1 protein-coding gene is annotated in these 1,587 nt (G+C 59.0%); it reads right to left on the bottom strand.

From position 1 onward, the window contains the following. Positions 1 to 396: 396 nt before the first annotated feature. A partial coding sequence (locus ACXRVY_RS28205) for a DNA polymerase (RefSeq protein ID WP_458238855.1) occupies positions 397 to 1,587 on the bottom strand: 1,191 nt, incomplete at its 5' end.

The following is a 1,587-nucleotide window of genomic DNA, read 5'->3' as shown; positions in this document are numbered from 1 at the left end:
CCCCAGGCAGTTTTCTGCAGGCAAAAAAAACCCCGGACTTCATATGGGGAGGGAGAAGTTCCGGGGTTCAAGCTCTAGACCGCTAGGGCGGGGTCCAGATATCTGCCAACACTTAACACAACATAGGAGCATCGAAGGGCTTCACCAGCCATTCAGTAACTCTGAGTGGTGGTCGCAAGATTAGTTCAGATTTTTTTCAAATAGCTTTGAAATAACTCCAAGCGCCTTCCGGACTAAGCGATTTGCGCCCTTCTGCCGCGGCACCATGCCGCAACAGAACACGACAATTTCCTGTAGGAGCGAGCTTGCTCGCGATGGAATTTCAGTCGAAATCGATGTATCTGACGCTCCATCGTCGGAACGCCGCCCGGAGCAAGCTCGCTCCTACAAGAAGGCTCAGTGAGCCTCATCCCAGTTATTTCCGACACCCACTTCGACCAGCAACGGGACATCCAGTTTCGCCGCCTCGCTCATGTGTACGCGAATTTCATCGCGAACCTGGTCGACCAGGTCTTCACGCACCTCAAGCACCAGTTCATCGTGCACCTGCAAAATGACTTTGGCGTCGAGGCCAGACGCGGTCAGCCAGTTATCAACTGCAACCATGGCTTTCTTGATGATGTCCGCAGCGGTGCCTTGCATCGGTGCGTTGATCGCCGTACGTTCCGCGGCGGCGCGCTCTTGCGGCTTGTTGGAGTTGATGTCCGGCAGGTACAGGCGACGGCCGAAGAACGTCTCGACATAACCTTGCTCGGCAGCCTGGGCACGCGTGCGGTCCATGTACTGGCGAACGCCGGGATAGCGGGTGAAGTAGGTATCGATGTAGGCCTTGGCGGTCTTGGTGTCGACGCCGATGTCCTTGCCGAGCTTCTGCGCCCCCATGCCGTAGATCAGGCCGAAGTTGATCGCCTTGGCGCTGCGACGCTGGTCGGAGGTCACGTCGGCCAGTTCGACCTTGAACACTTCGGCGGCGGTCGCGCTGTGCACGTCCAGATTGTGGCGGAAGGCGTTCATCAGCCCTTCATCCCGGGACAGGTGCGCCATGATCCGCAACTCGATCTGCGAGTAGTCCGCTGCCAGCAGCTTGTAACCGGTCGGGGCCACGAAGGCCTGGCGAATGCKACGCCCTTCGGCGGTGCGCACCGGAATGTTCTGCAGGTTCGGATCGCTGGAGGACAGCCGCCCGGTGGACGCCACCGCCTGGTGGTACGAGGTATGGATCCGCCCGGTACGCGGGTTGATCTGCTCCGGCAGGCGGTCTGTGTAAGTGCTTTTCAGCTTGCTCATGGAGCGGTATTCCATGAGCACTTTGGGCAATCGATAGTCGTCTTCAGCCAGTTTGGCCAGCACTTCTTCGGCGGTGGATGGCTGGCCCTTGGCGGTTTTCTTCAATACCGGCAAGCCAAGCTTTTCGTAAAGGATCACGCCCAGTTGCTTGGGCGAACCGAGGTTGAACTCTTCGCCGGCAATCTCGAAGGCTTCACGTTCCAGCGCCACCATCTTGTCGCCCAGTTCGATGCTTTGCACACCCAGCAGGGCGGCGTCGACGAAAGCGCCCTGGCGCTCGATGCGCGCCAGCACCGGCAC

The sequence above is a fragment of the Pseudomonas sp. P5_A2_2 genome (genome assembly GCF_054177685.1).
This window is presented reverse-complemented; position numbering and strand designations above follow the sequence as displayed.